The 15927-nt window shown below is 57.6% G+C and carries 12 protein-coding genes and 1 pseudogene; 11 read left to right on the top strand and 2 right to left on the bottom strand.

What is annotated here, in order from left to right; all coding sequences use genetic code 11:
* Positions 1-4: 4 nt before the first annotated feature.
* The 3 genes from cpdA to parE are packed head-to-tail and all read left to right on the top strand — an operon-like array spanning position 5 to position 3334.
* The gene (gene cpdA, locus ECL_RS21740; protein ID WP_013098742.1) at positions 5-832 is read left to right on the top strand and encodes a 3',5'-cyclic-AMP phosphodiesterase; all 828 of its coding nucleotides are present in this window, start codon (positions 5-7) and stop codon (positions 830-832) included.
* Positions 832-1413: an esterase YqiA gene (gene yqiA, locus ECL_RS21735; protein ID WP_013098741.1), complete on the top strand. Its 582-nt coding sequence runs from the start codon at positions 832-834 to the stop codon at positions 1411-1413. The genes cpdA and yqiA overlap by 1 nt, the downstream gene beginning before the upstream one ends.
* Positions 1414-1441: 28 nt before the next feature.
* Positions 1442-3334: a DNA topoisomerase IV subunit B gene (gene parE, locus ECL_RS21730; protein ID WP_013098740.1), complete on the top strand. Its 1893-nt coding sequence runs from the start codon at positions 1442-1444 to the stop codon at positions 3332-3334.
* Between the two features lie 59 nt (positions 3335-3393).
* Here the strand turns inward: parE and ECL_RS21725 are convergent, their stop codons facing one another.
* Positions 3394-5535: a TonB-dependent siderophore receptor gene (locus tag ECL_RS21725; RefSeq protein ID WP_013098739.1), complete on the bottom strand. Its 2142-nt coding sequence runs from the start codon at positions 5533-5535 to the stop codon at positions 3394-3396.
* A gap of 381 nt (positions 5536-5916) precedes the next feature.
* Here ECL_RS21725 and ECL_RS21720 point away from each other — a divergent pair, with 381 nt between their 5' ends.
* The 5 genes and pseudogenes from ECL_RS21720 to ECL_RS21700 all read left to right on the top strand — a co-directional run bounded on the left by ECL_RS21720 (position 5917) and on the right by ECL_RS21700 (position 10591).
* Positions 5917-6729 carry an ABC transporter ATP-binding protein gene (locus ECL_RS21720; protein WP_013098738.1) on the top strand — a complete coding sequence of 271 codons (813 nt, stop codon included), beginning with the start codon at positions 5917-5919 and terminating at the stop codon, positions 6727-6729.
* The gene (locus tag ECL_RS21715; protein ID WP_013098737.1) at positions 6726-7709 is read left to right on the top strand and encodes a FecCD family ABC transporter permease; all 984 of its coding nucleotides are present in this window, start codon (positions 6726-6728) and stop codon (positions 7707-7709) included. Before ECL_RS21720 ends, ECL_RS21715 begins: the two co-directional genes overlap by 4 nt.
* Positions 7706-8747, top strand: a pseudogene (locus ECL_RS21710) (FecCD family ABC transporter permease). Before ECL_RS21715 ends, ECL_RS21710 begins: the two are co-directional and overlap by 4 nt.
* A 9-nt stretch (positions 8748-8756) precedes the next feature.
* Complete coding sequence (locus ECL_RS21705; RefSeq protein ID WP_013098735.1) at positions 8757-9707, top strand: iron-siderophore ABC transporter substrate-binding protein; 951 nt, start codon at positions 8757-8759, stop codon at positions 9705-9707.
* The gene (locus ECL_RS21700; RefSeq protein WP_013098734.1) at positions 9704-10591 is read left to right on the top strand and encodes a MurR/RpiR family transcriptional regulator; all 888 of its coding nucleotides are present in this window, start codon (positions 9704-9706) and stop codon (positions 10589-10591) included. The genes ECL_RS21705 and ECL_RS21700 overlap by 4 nt, the downstream gene beginning before the upstream one ends.
* A gap of 23 nt (positions 10592-10614) precedes the next feature.
* On the opposite strand, the gene ECL_RS21695 is transcribed toward ECL_RS21700, so the two are convergent.
* Entirely contained in the window at positions 10615-11454 is an 840-nt protein-coding gene (locus tag ECL_RS21695) for a helix-turn-helix transcriptional regulator (protein ID WP_013098733.1), read from the bottom strand.
* 166 nt (positions 11455-11620) lie between these two features.
* Here ECL_RS21695 and ECL_RS21690 point away from each other — a divergent pair, with 166 nt between their 5' ends.
* From ECL_RS21690 to ECL_RS21680, 3 genes are read left to right on the top strand one after another with little or no spacing between them, the layout of a single operon-like run.
* Positions 11621-13423, top strand: coding sequence for a DUF2264 domain-containing protein (locus ECL_RS21690; RefSeq protein ID WP_013098732.1), 1803 nt, complete (start codon positions 11621-11623; stop codon positions 13421-13423).
* Positions 13424-13455: 32 nt separating this feature from the next.
* Positions 13456-14721, top strand: a complete 1266-nt coding sequence (locus ECL_RS21685; protein WP_013098731.1) for an oligosaccharide MFS transporter — start codon at positions 13456-13458, stop codon at positions 14719-14721.
* A gap of 17 nt (positions 14722-14738) precedes the next feature.
* Positions 14739-15926 carry a glycoside hydrolase family 88 protein gene (locus tag ECL_RS21680; RefSeq protein ID WP_013098730.1) on the top strand — a complete coding sequence of 396 codons (1188 nt, stop codon included), beginning with the start codon at positions 14739-14741 and terminating at the stop codon, positions 15924-15926.
* Position 15927: the final 1 nt, after the last annotated feature.

The raw sequence follows: 15927 nt of genomic DNA, 5'->3' as shown, positions 1-15927 counted from the left end.
CCATTTGGAAAGCCTGTTGAACCTGACTGTTGCTGGTGGGGCACCAGTCAGGATATTACAAATCACCGATACTCACCTTTTTGCCGAAAAGCATGAAACGCTGCTGGGGGTGAACACCTGGGAGAGTTATCAGGCTGTACTTAGCGCTATTCACGCTGAAAATCGTGCCTGCGATCTGATCGTTGCAACGGGCGATCTGGCGCAGGATCAATCCTCCGCGGCCTACCAGCATTTTGCTGAAGGCATCGCGAGCTTTAGCGTGCCGTGCGTCTGGCTTCCGGGCAACCACGACTTTCAGCCTGCGATGTACAGCTCTCTTCAGGAGGCGGGGATCTCTCCGGCGAAGTGTGTGTTTGCCGGTGAGCAGTGGCAGATCCTGCTGCTCGACAGCCAGGTGTTTGGCGTCCCGCACGGTGAGTTAAGCGAGTTTCAGCTCGACTGGCTGGAGACCAAACTGGCCGCCGAACCGGCGCGACATACGCTGCTTTTGCTTCATCATCATCCGCTTCCGGCGGGCTGTAGCTGGCTCGATCAACACAGCCTGCGCAATTCTGCCGCCCTGGATAGCGTGCTGGCGAAATTCCCACGCGTGAAGAATCTGCTGTGCGGACACATTCATCAGGAACAGGATCTCGACTGGAATGGCCGCCGTCTGCTGGCGACGCCGTCGACCTGCGTTCAGTTTAAGCCGCACTGCGCGAACTTTACCCTGGATACCATCGCGCCGGGCTGGCGCTGGCTGGAACTGCATGCGGATGGTTCACTGACCACGGAAGTCTGCCGTCTGGCAGGCGCGCAATTCCGCCCCGATACCGCTTCAGAAGGCTATTGATGTCTACGCTCCTCTACCTGCATGGGTTCAACAGCTCGCCGCGATCTGCCAAAGCGACACAGTTACGCCAGTGGCTGAGCGAGCATCATCCGCACGTTGAGATGATTATCCCGCAGCTGCCGCCTTATCCGGCAGAGGCGGCGGAGATGCTGGAATCCATTGTTCTGGAACACGGCGGCGAATCTTTCGGCGTGGTGGGTTCCTCGCTGGGAGGGTATTACGCCACATGGCTCTCGCAATGCTTTATGCTGCCCGCCGTTGTGGTTAACCCGGCGGTTCGACCGTTTGAGCTGCTGCGGGACTTTCTTGGCGAAAACGAGAACCCCTACACCGGCCAACAATATGTGCTAGAGTCACGCCATATTTACGATCTCAAAGTTATGCAGGTCGACCCGCCTGAAGCACCGGACCTGATCTGGCTGCTGCAACAAACGGGTGATGAAGTGCTGGATTACCGCCAGGCAGTGGCGTATTACGCCTCCTGCCGCCAGACTATAGAAGAGGGCGGAAATCATGCTTTCACGGGCTTTGAAGATCATTTCACCCAGATTGTCGATTTTCTTGGACTGCACAGCCTCTGACAATCAATGCGAATTGCTAGTTTAAATCATGACGCAAACCTATAACGCTGATGCCATTGAGGTACTCACCGGGCTTGAGCCGGTTCGCCGCCGCCCGGGGATGTACACCGATACGACGCGCCCAAACCATCTGGGCCAGGAAGTTATTGATAACAGTGTCGACGAAGCGCTGGCAGGCCATGCCAAACGTGTCGACGTTATCCTGCATGCCGATCAGTCGCTGGAAGTTATCGACGACGGTCGCGGCATGCCGGTGGATATCCACCCGGAAGAGGGCGTACCGGCCGTTGAGCTGATCCTCTGCCGACTGCATGCGGGCGGTAAGTTCTCCAACAAGAACTACCAGTTCTCCGGTGGTTTGCACGGCGTGGGGATCTCCGTGGTTAACGCCCTGTCTAAGCGCGTGGAAGTAAACGTTCGCCGCGACGGCCAGGTGTATAACATCGCGTTTGAAAACGGCGAGAAAGTGCAGGATCTGCAGGTTGTCGGCACGTGCGGTAAACGCAACACCGGCACCAGCGTCCACTTCTGGCCTGACGAAAGCTTCTTCGACAGCCCACGTTTCTCCGTTTCTCGCCTGACGCACCTGCTGAAAGCCAAAGCGGTGCTGTGCCCTGGCGTGGAAATCACGTTTAAGGACAACGTTAACAATACCGAGCAGAGCTGGTGCTATGCCGACGGTCTGAACGACTACCTGTGCGAAGCGGTAAACGGCCTGCCGACGCTGCCGGAAAAACCGTTCGTCGGTAATTTCACTGGTGACACCGAAGCGGTGGACTGGGCGCTGCTGTGGCTGCCGGAAGGCGGTGAGCTGCTGACCGAAAGTTACGTCAACCTGATCCCAACCATGCTCGGCGGTACGCACGTTAACGGGCTGCGTCAGGGTCTGCTGGATGCGATGCGTGAATTCTGCGAATACCGCAACATTCTGCCGCGCGGCGTGAAGCTGTCGGCGGAAGACATCTGGGATCGCTGCGCCTACGTGCTTTCCGTGAAGATGCAGGATCCGCAGTTTGCCGGGCAAACCAAAGAGCGTCTCTCCTCGCGTCAGTGCGCGGCCTTTGTTTCCGGCGTGGTCAAAGATGCCTTCACCCTGTGGCTGAACCAGAACGTTCAGGCTGCAGAGATGCTGGCGGAAATGGCGATCTCCAGCGCGCAGCGTCGTCTGCGTGCGGCGAAGAAAGTGGTACGTAAAAAACTCACCAGCGGCCCTGCGCTGCCGGGCAAACTGGCGGACTGTACCGCGCAGGATCTTAACCGTACCGAGCTGTTCCTGGTGGAAGGGGACTCGGCAGGGGGATCGGCCAAGCAGGCGCGCGACCGTGAATACCAGGCGATCATGCCGCTTAAAGGTAAGATCCTGAATACCTGGGAAGTCTCGTCCGATGAAGTGCTGGCCTCGCAGGAAGTGCATGATATCTCTGTTGCGATCGGTATCGATCCGGACAGCGAAGATCTTAGCCAGCTGCGCTACGGCAAGATCTGTATCCTCGCGGATGCGGACTCCGATGGTCTGCACATCGCCACGCTGTTGTGCGCACTGTTCGTGAAGCACTTCCGCACGCTGGTGAAAAACGGCCACGTCTACGTCGCGCTGCCGCCGCTCTACCGTATCGATCTCGGCAAAGAGGTGTACTACGCGCTGACGGAAGAAGAGAAAGCGGGTGTGCTGGAGCAGCTCAAGCGCAAGAAGGGCAAACCAAACGTTCAGCGCTTTAAAGGGCTGGGCGAGATGAACCCAATGCAGCTGCGCGAAACCACGCTGGATCCTAACACTCGTCGTCTGGTTCAACTGACCATCAGCGATGAAGATGAACAGCAAACCAACGCCATGATGGATATGCTGCTGGCCAAAAAACGCTCGGAAGACCGACGCAACTGGCTGCAGGAGAAAGGCGATATGGCGGATATTGAGGCCTGATGCCTCAGCCATAGCAATCGTAGGCCCGGTAAGCGCTAGCGCCACCGGGCTTTTTTACATCAAAACGCCATCTTCACCGTAAACTGCACTTCGCGCGGGTCGCCAATCTGGTTGCCCAGGTTGTTGGTCGCAATGGACGAGGTGTAGTAGGTTTTATCAAACAGGTTCTTCACGTTCACCTGCAGCGTCACCGGATACTGCAGCTTCATTTTGTAGGCCACAAAGGCATCGGCAACAAAGTATCCCGGTAAATAATAATCCGCACCGTTGGTCGCTGAACGACGGCTCACGCCGTGCCCACCGCCGCCAAGCGTCAGGGTATTCCCGCCGATCGCGTTATGAATGTCGTAAGTCAGGAACAGGGAACCGGTATGACGCGGCACGTTTGGCAGGGGCTTACCCGCGTAGCCTGGATCTTCCAGCACTTTGGCGTCGGTGTAGCCGTAGCTGGCGATAATATTGGTATTCTCAGTCAGCGATCCGGCAAGATCCACCTCCACACCCTGCGAGCGTACGCGGCCAGCGGTTTTGGCGATGGTTTCACCCCCCACGCTTTCGTTGTACAGCACGTTGCGCTTGTGAATATCAAACAGCGCGATATTGGCGGTAATGCCATCGAACAGGTCAAATTTAGCCCCCACTTCGTAAGCATTTGACGTTTCCGGCGGCAGGTCACCAATGTAGCTCGCAATGGATGATTGCGGCATAAACGTCTGGGAATAGTTAGCAAACAGCGAGACGGATGGCGTGAGCTTGTAGACCAGCCCCAGCTTCGGTGTCCACTGTTCATCGCGGCTGTCGGTATTCACATTGAACGGGCGGCCCTTGCCCGCATACTGGGTGTAATACTGGTAACGCAGCCCGGCAACGGCAATCCATTTATCGGTGAGATACAGGGCGTCCTGCGCGTAGGCGGAGTAGCTTTCTTGTTTGAGCGTCTGGTCGCTATCAGCGGCGGAGACGGTGGTGCATTTGCTGAGATTGCCGTAGGTCGGATGGTAGATATTGAAATCTTTAACGTTCTTACAGCGCATCATGTCCGTACGCAGCAGATCGTAATTCTCATACGACACACCGGTCAGGATCTCATTGTAAAAGCCCGCGATATCTACGTTCCCCTGCAGATCCGCACGCGTACTGTGCATACGCTGAGTCGAGCCCTGGGTGGCATCCACGCGGCGGGTCAGGTTACCCGTTTTGGCGTCATAGGCCATCACGCGCGCCTGGTTATCACTGTATTTATCCTGGCTAAAGCTGTAGTCAAACTTTGCGGTCCACTGGCTGTTAAGACGGTATTCGGCGTTAAGCTGCGCCAGATCGGACTGCCCGTCGGTAACGTTAAACGGCTCGTCAAAGCGGGTTTTACGATCTACGTTTACCGGTTGTTTGGTGCTGAGATCGAAAATGGTTCCTCGATCGAACGGCGTTTTATAGTCGCGATGTGAATAGAGCACGGTCACGGTGGCATCATCACCAAACCAGGTCAACGACGGGGCGATAAAGGTGCTGCGCTCGTTGCCAAAATTACGCCAGTAATCTTCATCCTGATACTCGCCCGTCAGGCGATACGCCAGCCGCGTGCCGTCAATCGGGCCGGTGACATCAATCTGCCCGGTGCCGCCGCCAAAGCTTGAGGAGGTAGCGGAAATTGAGCCGCCGAAGCGGGTTTCCGGGCGTTTGGTAACCACGTTGATCAGGCCGCCAGGATCGAGAATGCCATACAGCGTCGAGGCCGGCCCTTTCAGCACCTCCACGCGCTCGGTCGCGGCATTAAAGCTGCGCGGCAGCACCGTGCGCAGACCGTTGGTCATTATTGACCCGTCGCGGTTCGCGCCAAATCCCCGGCGCACAAACGCATCCTGCGTACCGCCCAGGGTGTTGGTCTGCACCACGTTGCTGACGTTATAAAGGGCTTCATCAAGCGAAGTAGCGTGCTGATCTTCCAGCACTTTATCACTGACGGTATTCACCACCTGCGGAATATCCAGCATCGGCATGTTGGTTAGCGTGGCGGTGGAGGTGTTAAGCGGCTGATAGCCGGTTGTGGCCTCAGCCACGGCATGGGGATCGGCGGTGACGGTCAGCGTTTCGCCGTCGTTAGCCGTTGCGGTGTCGGCCGCCTGCACCAGCGGTGCCATAAACAGCAGTGAAAAGAGCGCGCGCCCTTTTACCCCAGAGAGAGAAGGTGTGAACGTAGCCATTACATCTGTTTTCCCAAAAGATCCCGCGCATGAAGGGCGCGGAAGAATGTATGAGTCATTGCCCTTAATTGTCTGCTCGTTAGCCGTGTGGCATCGAACATGTAATTGAGAATCATTCAATCATGCGGCAATGTAGTAGTAAATGGAAAAAAGCAAAAATCGGCTACAGCCTGAACTCTCCCGTTTTGAGACAAACGAAGCGCATATAACTTGTTGAAAATATTTATTAAAAAAATAACACCGCTGCTGTAGTACCTGTTATTTAACCCTGGCTTTATCAGGGTGTTTATCCCCTTGACTACTACATGGCGCAGCGGCAAACTCTCAAAAGAGAATGAGTTTTATTTTTATTTGTTCGTTTTTTATTAAGTTGGCATTCACGTGGCGCACAACACCCATAAACCGGGGCTGGTTCTGGAGAACCTCTCCGCGGGCTACCAGAAAAAAATCATCGTCGATGATATCTCCCTTGCGATCCCCCGGCAGAAAATGACCGTGCTGGTAGGGGCGAACGGCTGTGGAAAATCCACGCTGCTGAGCACTATCGCGCGTCTGCTGCAACCACTTGGCGGGGCCGCACTGCTTGATGGCAAAGCCATTCACGAGCAACCAACCAGAGCGGTAGCCCGCCAGCTGGGGATCCTGCCGCAATCTCCGCTGCTGCCGGAAGGGCTGACCGTGTTTGAGCTGATATCACGCGGCCGTTTTCCCTGGCAAAATTTTATGCGCCAGTGGAGCGATGAAGACGAGCAGGCCGTTGAAGAGGCTCTGCACCTGACCGGTACGGCAGAGTTTGCACATCAGCCCGTCGAAAGCCTCTCCGGCGGCCAGCGCCAGCGCTGCTGGATCGCAATGGCCCTGGCGCAGCAAACGCCCTATATCCTGCTGGATGAACCGACAACCTTTCTCGATCTCCGCTATCAGGTGGAGATCCTCGAGTTGCTGCATACCCTGACCCGCCAGCATGGCCGTACGGTGGTGGTGGTGCTCCACGATCTCAACTTCGCCGTCAACTATGGCGATTCCCTGGTCTTTTTACGCCAGGGCAAAGTCGAGGGGGTATTGCATGAAGGCGACGTCTGCACGCCGGAACTCATCAAAGCGGTGTTTGATGTCGATGTCCATATGTCGGTTAATCCGCTGACCGGTAAGCCGTTCTTTATGCCATTCCGCCAGGCGGCGGAAAAATCATGATGCGAACGTCACTGGCTTTCCTGCTGTTTGCCTTGCTGCTGGTGATGGGCGCGATTGCCCACCTGGGTATCGGTGCGCGTGTCATTGCTCCCCAGACGGTGGTGCAGGCCTTGCTTCATTTCGACCCGCGCAATTTCGATCACAACGTGATTGTCAGATTACGCCTGATACGGCTGGCTGCCGCCATGGTCACCGGGGCGGCGCTGGGCGTGGCGGGCGTGTTGTTACAGTCGGTGATCCGTAACCCGCTGGGCGAGCCGCATATTCTGGGGCTTAACGCGGGGGCGGCGCTGGCCGTGGTGCTGACCAGCGCGCTTGGGTTTATCTTGCCGTTTGGCCGCCCGCTGATTGCCGCTGTCGGTGCCGCCGCGCTGTTTATGCTGGTGCTGACGTTCTCCTCTTTAGGGCGAACCGGCCTCACGCCAATGAAAATTACCTTATGCGGCGTGGCGATGTCGGCGTTTGCGTCGTCGATTACCGCCACGGTGCTGATTCTGGATGAACAGACGCTGCTTGCCATGCGCACCTGGCTGGCGGGAGATCTTGCCGGCCTTAAGGCGGAGATCGTTCGCAGCGCATCCTGGGTTGCCGCTGTGGGGTTCGCTCTGGCGCTCTGGCTGTCGCCGTCGCTCAATATGCTGGCTCTGGGCGACCGGATGGCGCAGGGGCTGGGCGTGTCGCTGCTCAAAACTCGGCTTTTGGCTCTGCTGGCGATTGCGCTGCTTTGCGGCGCAGCCGTCTCCATTGCCGGACCAATTGGTTTTATTGGCCTGGTCGTGCCACAGCTGATCCGCCGTCTGGTGTCGGTGGACTTACGCGTGATGGTGCCGCTTTCTGCCCTGTGCGGGGCGCTGGTGTTACTGCTGGCGGATATCGCGGCCCGTACGCTGTTTACGCCGTATGAGCTGGCGACCGGGATCATGACCGCGCTGGTGGGGGCTCCTCTCTTTATCCTGATGGCATCGAGGATGTTCAAATGAGCCGGGCCGGGCTGCGTGCATGGCGTGTCGGGCCGTTTTCCGGGCAGGTACGCCCGGCGGCAGTGGTGCGCGTTACGCTTATCGCTCTAATGGGCATTCTCCTGCTGGGGTTTGGCCTGACGCACGGTTCGCTTCCCATTCCCACTTCCGCCATCGGGCGCGCGCTGTTCTCCGGAGAACCCCTGGAGGCCGATGCGCGCTATATCGTGATGGATATCCGCCTGCCACGGCTGCTGATGGCCATTTTTAAGCGGCGCGATGCTGGGCATGGCGGGAGCGGCGATGCAGTCCATCACCCGCAATGGCCTGGCCGATCCGGGGCTTATTGGTGTGAAAGAGGGCTGCAGCGCGGCGGTACTGCTGCTGATTTTTCAGTTCCCTGCGCTGGGGCTGGCCTGGCGTCCGCTGGTCGGGATGGCCGGTGGTCTCATTACCGCGCTGCTGGTGGTGGCGCTGGCCCGCGATATCTCGCGTCCGCGTTTTATTCTGATTGGGATTGGCGTGTCATGGGCCTTCTCTGCGGCAATGGGGATCTTTATGACCACCGCCGACGTGCGCGATGTGCAGACGGCGATGCTGTGGCTGGCAGGGAGCCTGCACGCGGCAAACTGGACGCTGGTCGGTATCGCCGCAGCCTGGGCGGCCCCGGCGTTTGCGCTGCTGCTCTTTACTGCCCGCGCGGCTGACGTGGCATTGCTGGGTAACCACGCCGCAACGGGGCTCGGGGTTCGCACCGCACGATTAGCGCTACTGCGCGTTCTCGCGCCGGTGGTGTTAACGGCGGCCTGTGTCTCCTGCGTGGGGAGTATTGGTTTTGTGGGGCTGATTGCGCCGCATATGGCGCGTCTGGTGATGCGCGGTGGGCAAACCGCGTTGTTGATGGGCAGTGCCGTGCTGGGGGCGCTGCTGGTGCTGCTGGCGGATACCGTCGGGCGGCTGGCATTCCTGCCGTTGCAGTTACCGGCGGGGATTGTGATTTCACTGATTGGCGGACCGTTTTTCCTGCTGCTGCTCTGGCAGCGTCGGGACAGATTTTAGAGGACTATGATGCGCGTATTTGTTTCGATGCTGTTGCTGATAGGGTTTGCGGTGGGTGCGGCAGAGCCGACGCAGACGTTCACTGACGATCTCGGGCGTAAGGTGGAGGTGCCGCTTCACCCGAAGCGGATCGTCTCGCTGCACGACCTGGATATCACCATTCCACTGATTGAGCTTGGCGTACCGCCCGTCGCCAGCCACGGCCGCACGCGCCCGGACGGCAGCCATTTTCTGCGCGCCAGCGGCATGCTGACGGGGGTGGATTTCGATAATTCCGACATCAAATTCATCGGCACGGCGGATATCGACATTGAAGCCATTGCCGCCGCCAAACCCGATCTGATCATCACCGAGCCGACCCGCAACACGCCGGTGGAACAGCTGGAGAAGATTGCCCCGACGGTGAGTATCGACCATCTCGACGGCGGTGCACCGGAGATCTACCGCAAGCTGGCGCAGCTCACCGGTACGCAGGCGCGGCTGAAAATCCTGGAGCGCCGCTATCAGGAACAAATCAAGGCGCTGAAGGCGACCATCGATACGCGCAAAATCACCGTGTCGGTGATTCAGGCTAACCAGGGAAAAATCAATGCCATGCACAGCTACCACTCTTTAGGCCGCGTGCTGCGTGACGCCGGATTTACCTTCCCGCCGCTGATTGAGAATATCCCGGAAGGGGGACGGATTGACGTCAGCGCCGAACGTCTGCCGGAGCTGGACGCCGATTTTGTCTTTGCCACCTGGCGCGGCGACACCGGGGGTAAACCGCAGGACGAGCTGGCGGCGATGGAGGCGGTGATGCCGGGCTGGTGCCAGTTCCTGAACGCCTGTCGGACCGGCCACTACGTGCTGATTTCACGCGAAGAGGCCATTTCGAACTCCTTCGCCTCTTTAGGGCTGATGGCCGCGCAGGTACAGTCGCAGATTGCCGGGCGGCCATTGCCGGAGGTATCACCGTGATCCGTAAAGAGAAAGGGCGCGTGGATGTTTACGGGGAGCGCTTTCGCGCACGTGCGCATCACCTGACGCCGCGTCTGCTGCAGGTGGCGCGCTACATCAACGAGAACCGGGAAGCGGTGATGGAGCAGACGGCAATGGAGATCGCCACGCTGCTAAAAACCTCGGACGCCACCGTGGTGCGCGCGATCCAGGCGCTGGGTTTTGCCGGGCTGCGCGATCTGAAGCAGACGCTGGAGCAGTGGTTTGGTCCGGTGGTGACGTCCAGCGAAAAGATCTCCTCGACGGTTAACACGCTCACCAGCGACGTCAACGCGAGCATCGATTTTGTGCTGGAAGGGCATCAGCACACCTGTGAGGTCTTGTCGCAACCGCACAACCGTTATGCGATGGCGCAGGCGGTGTCGCTGCTGGCACAGGCCAGGCAGGTGGCGATCTTCGGCATTGGTGCCTCCGGCATTCTGGCCGAGTACACCGCCAGATTATTCAGCCGGATGGGGCTCCCCGCCATGCCGCTCAACCGCACCGGGATAGGTCTTGCCGAACAGCTGATTGCGCTCCAGCGCGGCGATGTGCTGGTGATGATGGCGCAAAAATCTGCACACCGGGAAGGACAAACCACGCTGCGGGAAGCCAAACGTCTGGGGATCCCGACGATTTTGCTGACCAACGCCCTGGACTCACGCTTCAGCAAAGAGGCCAGCGTGGTGATCCATGTGCCGCGCGGCGGAGAAAAGGGCAAAATCCCGCTGCACGGTACGGTGCTGCTGTGCCTGGAGATGATTATTTTGTCCGTCGCCTCCACCGAGCCGCAGCGCACCATCAAATCCATGAAGCGCATCAACGAGTTTCATCGTGGGTTAAAGCCGGGGAAGAAGAGCGGTTAAAGCATGCCGGGCGCTCACGTCGTTTATCGGTCAGCATGGTTCTTCCGGTACTGCAACGGCGTCTCGCCAATCCCCTTCTTAAACGCGCTGATAAACCACGTCACGTCGGAAAATCCCACCTGCGTGGCAATCTCGCGTACGCTCGCCTCGCTGTGCAGCAGGTGCTCGCAGGCCTTGCGCAGCCTTAACGTATTCAGATAGTCATGGATCTTCTCGCCCGTTTCCGCATGGAATTTTCGCGATACGTAGCTGCGGGATTTCCCCAGCGTTTCTGCCAGTGCATCCAGGCGAAATTTCTCCTGGTAATGTTCGTCCAGCCAGAACATCACCTGGCTGGCGAGCCCAAGGCTACTGCCCGGCGCACGGGCATTATCGTCCGGGAGCATGGCGAATAAACCAATCAACAGCGCGGCTATTCCCTCGCGGGTTAAAGGCGACGGGTAACAGCCGAGCAGATGATCGACATGGTGATGGCAGTGCGCCAGATCGGCGACCCACGCTCCCGCGCCGCGGGCAGAAAGTTTCTGCAGCCGCTGCTGCGTGTGGGGAAAATCGCGCAGGGCTGTGAGCACCGCGTGAGGGTCGAGATGAATAATGGTACGTCGGTAAATCGCTTCTGCCTGCTCATCCACCCTCACTTTATGCAGGGTAAACGGCGGAAAGAAAAACAGCCGCCCGGGGCGCATGGTGTAGTGACGGTTATCGACAATGGCGACGCCAAATCCTTCTTCTACATACAGAATCTCCAGACACTGATGCCAGTGATGATAACGCACGGTATTGGCAAACAGACGGCTGAATGACACGACGGTGTCATTTAAGGTGATCAGTTCCAGCCGGTCGGAGGTGGGCGTGTCGCGCATAGTGCAATAAAACTCAATTTTCTGCCGTTATCTTCTCGTTATAAACCACCTTTTTAAATTTTCTCAACTGGAGGTTTATTTAGCCTTCACGGCTGTGACGTGGCTAACATTTATCCCCCTTGCGGATTCACTATCCTTCGTCGCAGTTGATGACGAGGGCGAGCGTATGTCTAAAAAATCAAATCCATTGTCTTCGCGCCAGGAGGTGGTGGCGTCGTTACATGACCTGCTGGGCGCGCTGGATAAGTCCTTTCCGCAGGATTGTTCCCGGTTCTCGCTGGGAGAAACCTGTGCGCACTACCCCACGGAGATTGCGCAGATGGAAGGGCTATCCCGTGCGCTGTGGGGGCTGTTTCCGCTGATGGCGGGCGGCGGGGACGAGCCGTTTAGTGAGAAGTACCTGACCGCCATTAAGCTCGGCACCGATCCGCAGAGCCCGGGCTATTGGGGGGAAACCGGCCCGTACGACCAGCGTCTGGTGGAGATGGCGGCTTATGGCCTGGGGCTGGCGCTGCTGGGGGATAAGCTCACCCGCCGCTTCAGCGAACGTGAGGTAATGAACCTGCACACGTGGCTCAACCAGATCACCGATGCGCAGATGCCGGACAGCAACTGGAACTACTTCGCGATTATGGTGCAGCTTGGCTTCAAATGTGCCGGGCTGCCGCATGATCCGCGCGCCATCGACCGTCGGTTTGCGATGATGGAGGCGTATTATCTGGGTGACGGCTGGTATTCTGACGGTCCGGGCCGCCCGAAGGATTACTACATCTCAATGGCGTTCCACTTCTACGGCCTGATTTATGCCACCCTCAGCGGTGATGAAAAAAGGGCGGAGGTGTTACGTGAGCGTGCCCGTCAGTTTGCCGAAGATTTTATTTACTGGTCTGCCGCCGACGGCGCGTCGGTACCGTTTGGCCGGAGCCTTACCTATCGCTTCGCGATGGTCGCTTTCTGGAGCGCCGTGGCCTTTTCCGGGCTGAATGTCTTCTCGCCGGGCATCGTGAAGGGCATTGTGCTGCGCCATCTTCGCTGGTGGCAGCGGCAGCCGATGACCGATCGCGACGGTATTTTGACCCTCGGTTTTACTTATCCCAACCTGGTGATGTGCGAGGATTATAACGCCCCCGGCTCACCGTACTGGGCGCTGAAAACGTACCTGATTCTGGCCTTGCCGGAGTCACACCCGTTCTGGCAGGCAGAAGAGCAGCCGCTCCCCTCGCTGGCGGAAAAACGTGTGATCCACCCAGCGCAGCACATCCTGATGCATGCGGATAACTCACAGCACGTCACGATGCTCACTGCCGGTCAGCTTGAGCTGAATAACTACGTCAACACCGAAGCCAAATACACCAAATTTGCGTACTCAAGCCGCTTTGGCTTCACCCTCGAACGGGGGCGCTTTGGCCTGAAACATGCCGCCTGCGACTCGATGTTACTGCTGGCGGAGGGGGATAACTACTTCCGCGGGCGTCGTGAATGCGCGGAGGTGCGGGTGGATGAGAACTACCTCTATTCACGCTGGTCACCCTGGCATGATGTCCATGTCGAAACCTGGCAAATTCCCTTTGGCGAGTGGCACGTGCGTCTGCACCGCATTAACAGCGCTCGCACCCTTCAGGCAGTGGAGGGCGGTTTTGCGGTGATGAAAACCGAACACCACATTCATGAGCGTGGCTGTTACCTGACGGCCAGCAACGGCAGCAGCATGATTGTCGATCTCTCCCCGGTCATTGCCCGGGAGCCAGACAGCATCGTCACGCCGCCGAACAGCAACATTATGTTCCCGGAATGCGCATCCATTCCGCTGTTAAAAACCGATCTCCCTCAGGGAGAGAGCTGGCTCTGTTGCGCCGTCGTGGCCAGCGAGAAACCCCCCGCGGCATTGGCACCTGAACTGAAGATGACCCCTGACCAGGTCGCGATCCGCGAACCCGGAGGCGAACGTAAGCTGTCGTTCACATTATAAAAAATCTGACCCTACACGTCGGCGAGGATGATATGAAAAGTGCATCTACAACGAATAGAACCGAATATTACAAAATCAGCAGCTTTATATTTCTCTATTTCTTTACCTGGTCCGCCAGTATTGGGCTATTAGCCATCTGGCTCGGCCAAAAGGCGAATCTCAGCGGCTCGGTAATTGGCACTGTCTTTGCGGTCAACGGTATCTTCTCAGTCATTCTTAAACCGATCTACGGCTATATTCTCGATAAGATCGGCATGAGTAAATACCTGCTCTATTTTGTGGTTGCCATGTCCGCACTGATGGCGCCGTTCTTTATTTATGTTTACCAGCCGCTGCTGATGTCCAATACCCTGGTGGGGATCATCATTGGCGCGCTCTATTTAAGTTTTGCCTGGTACGCGGGCGTGGCGGCGTGTGAATCCTATTCTGACCGATTTAGCCGTTTAAACGGTATGGAGTTCGGGCAAATTCGCATGTGGGGATCGCTTGGCTGGGCCGTGGCGTCCTCGTTCTCCGGTCTGCTGTTTAATCTCTCACCGGCGTATAACTTTATTCTGGGCAGCGTCGCATCCATCATCATGCTGATCGTCCTTGTGAGCCTGAAAGTGAACACTAACTCCGCTCACGCCAGCGAGGTGCTGACCAAAGAGAAAATCGCCCCTGCGGATGTCTATGCCCTGCTGCGTAACCGCAAGTTCTGGGCGTTCTGCCTGTATGTGGCGGGCGTGGCGTGGATGATGTTTATTGCCGAGCAGCAGTTCTCACGCTATTTCGTCACGTTCTTTGATGATATTCACCAGGGTAACGCGGTGTTCGGTTATCTGGGAACCGTACAGTCGGGTATGGAATTTGTGATGTATATGGTGATCCCGCTGTTGGTGAATAGTATTGGTGCCAAGCGTGGACTGTTAATTGTCGGGCTGGTGGTTGGTGCGCGACTGATTATTTCCGGCCTGTGCGATTCCCATCTGTTAATTTCCGTACTGAAACCGCTGTATGGCCTGGAAATATGTCTGCTGCTGGTATCGGTCTTTAAATATATTGCTGAGCATTTCGATAAACGCGTTAACGCCACCATGTATCTGCTGGGCTATCAGGCCATGCTCTACGTGGGCAACGTGGTTGTCTCTTCGCCTGCCGGCTATCTGTATGACCGCATCGGCTTTGAGCACACCTATATCATTATGGGAGCCACGGCGCTGACCTTTACGTTTATCTCTGCCTTTACGTTATCCGCCTGCCAGAGCAAATGGCGCGGTACCCGCTCGCTGAACGCAGCAGAACCCTCATCCCGGTAATTTAAAGGACCCGAAACATGTTAAGTCGTATCAAAGAGGAACACCTGCAGGCTATTCCTGTCCCCGTTGAATCGCGGACATTACGTGATGAACTCAGCTCTGCCCGCAGCCACGTGCTTGAGCTGATTAGCCGTCATTTGGTGGCGTTCGGTGACCGATTCCCGGCAGAAACCTGCCAGAACGGGGTTTATCCGCTGACGGAGAATGTGGAGTGGACCACCAGCTTCTGGACCGGTCAGCTATGGCTGGCGTGGGAGATGAGCGGTGAGACAACGTTCCGCGAGATGGCTGAAAAACACGTGCGCTCGTTTGGCCTGCGCATCGCCGGGCGTAATGATACCAACACTCATGATTTGGGGTTCCTGTATACGCTCTCCTGCGTGGCGGCCTGGCGACTGACCGGCAACCGCGAGGCGCGCGGGTTCGCCCTGCTGGCGGCTGAAGCCCTGCTGGAGCGCTTTCACCCGAAGGCGAAGATTATTCAGGCCTGGGGCGATCTGTCAGACCCGGAGCAGGCCGGACGGATGATAATCGACTGCAACATGAATCTGCCGCTGCTCTACTGGGCGACGGAACAAACCGGCGACGCGCGCTTTGCTGACGCCGCAAAAGCCCACGTGATGCAGGCCGCCAGGTACCTGATTCGTGAAGATGCCTCGACGTTCCACACCTACTACATGGATGTGGTTACCGGCGCGCCTCGTTACGGCAACACGCAGCAAGGATACGCGGACGACTCCTGCTGGTCCCGCGGGCAGGCGTGGGGGATCTACGGTTTTATGCTGAGCTATCTCTATACCGGCGATAAGACGATGATTGCGCTGTCAAAACGCCTGGCAAACTACTTTCTTAATCGTCTGCCGGAGGATTATGTCTGCCACTGGGATCTGGCGCTGCTGGGGACAGATGCGCTGCGGGATTCCTCCTCGGCGGCCATTGCCGTCTGCGGGCTGCTGGAGCTGGTAAAACAGTTGCCGGTCACGGATCCGGATCGTGAACGTTATCTGGACTGGGCTAAAGGGATTATGTCGTCACTGACAAAGCACTATCTGATGGGCAAAGACGAGAAGGGGAACGGGCTGCTTAAGCACGCTGTCTATCACCTGGCGAGCAACAAAGGCGTGGATGAGTGTGCGAGCTGGGGCGATTACTTCTACGTTGAGGCGCTGGTGCGGTTCACCCAGAGCTGGAAGCCGTACTGGTAAA

The organism is Enterobacter cloacae subsp. cloacae ATCC 13047, from assembly GCF_000025565.1.
In the GTDB taxonomy this organism is placed as follows: domain Bacteria; phylum Pseudomonadota; class Gammaproteobacteria; order Enterobacterales; family Enterobacteriaceae; genus Enterobacter; species Enterobacter cloacae.
This window is presented reverse-complemented; position numbering and strand designations above follow the sequence as displayed.

Bases quoted from the DNA above. Each gene is read 5' to 3' on its own strand.
- ECL_RS21690 (WP_013098732.1), top strand. From the start codon at position 11,621: ATGTCTAAAAAATCAAATCCATTGTCTTCGCGCCAGGAGGTGGTGGCG.
- parE (WP_013098740.1), top strand. From the start codon at position 1,442: ATGACGCAAACCTATAACGCTGATGCCATTGAGGTACTCACCGGGCTT.
- ECL_RS21685 (WP_013098731.1), top strand. From the start codon at position 13,456: ATGAAAAGTGCATCTACAACGAATAGAACCGAATATTACAAAATCAGC.
- ECL_RS21705 (WP_013098735.1), top strand. From the start codon at position 8,757: ATGCGCGTATTTGTTTCGATGCTGTTGCTGATAGGGTTTGCGGTGGGT.
- ECL_RS21680 (WP_013098730.1), top strand. From the start codon at position 14,739: ATGTTAAGTCGTATCAAAGAGGAACACCTGCAGGCTATTCCTGTCCCC.
- yqiA (WP_013098741.1), top strand. From the start codon at position 832: ATGTCTACGCTCCTCTACCTGCATGGGTTCAACAGCTCGCCGCGATCT.
- ECL_RS21725 (WP_013098739.1), bottom strand. From the start codon at position 5,535: ATGGCTACGTTCACACCTTCTCTCTCTGGGGTAAAAGGGCGCGCGCTC.
- ECL_RS21695 (WP_013098733.1), bottom strand. From the start codon at position 11,454: ATGCGCGACACGCCCACCTCCGACCGGCTGGAACTGATCACCTTAAAT.
- ECL_RS21715 (WP_013098737.1), top strand. From the start codon at position 6,726: ATGATGCGAACGTCACTGGCTTTCCTGCTGTTTGCCTTGCTGCTGGTG.